We start from the raw sequence: 250 nt of genomic DNA, 5'->3' as shown, positions 1-250 counted from the left end.
ATGCCGGGATTGAGCGTATGGAATGGCCGCTTGCCCGGCGCGATCACGTTCGGATGCGCGTCCCGATGCGGGCCGCCGCCGGGCGCGCGGAAGGCCGCGCCGCGGTTGTGCCAGAGGATGCCGGTGTCGCCCGCCATCACGCCGCTGCCCCAGTCGTGGAAGATCGTCTGCAATACGCTTACCGCGCGACCTTGCGCGTCGGTGGCGGCGAGATAGACGGTGTCGCCTTCACGGAATCGATGCGGCCACG

The 250-nt window shown here is 69.6% G+C and carries 1 protein-coding gene; it reads right to left on the bottom strand.

The window, feature by feature from the left end; all coding sequences use genetic code 11:
• On the bottom strand, positions 1 to 250 hold a 250-nt coding region (locus SB751_RS33560; RefSeq protein ID WP_410749441.1), incomplete at both ends, for a gamma-glutamyltransferase.

It is taken from the genome of Cupriavidus sp. SIMBA_020 (genome assembly GCF_046535395.1).
Taxonomy (GTDB): Bacteria; Pseudomonadota; Gammaproteobacteria; order Burkholderiales; family Burkholderiaceae; genus Cupriavidus; species Cupriavidus campinensis.
The sequence above is the reverse complement of the archived record's forward strand: the minus strand, read 5'-3'. Positions and strand labels throughout refer to the sequence as shown.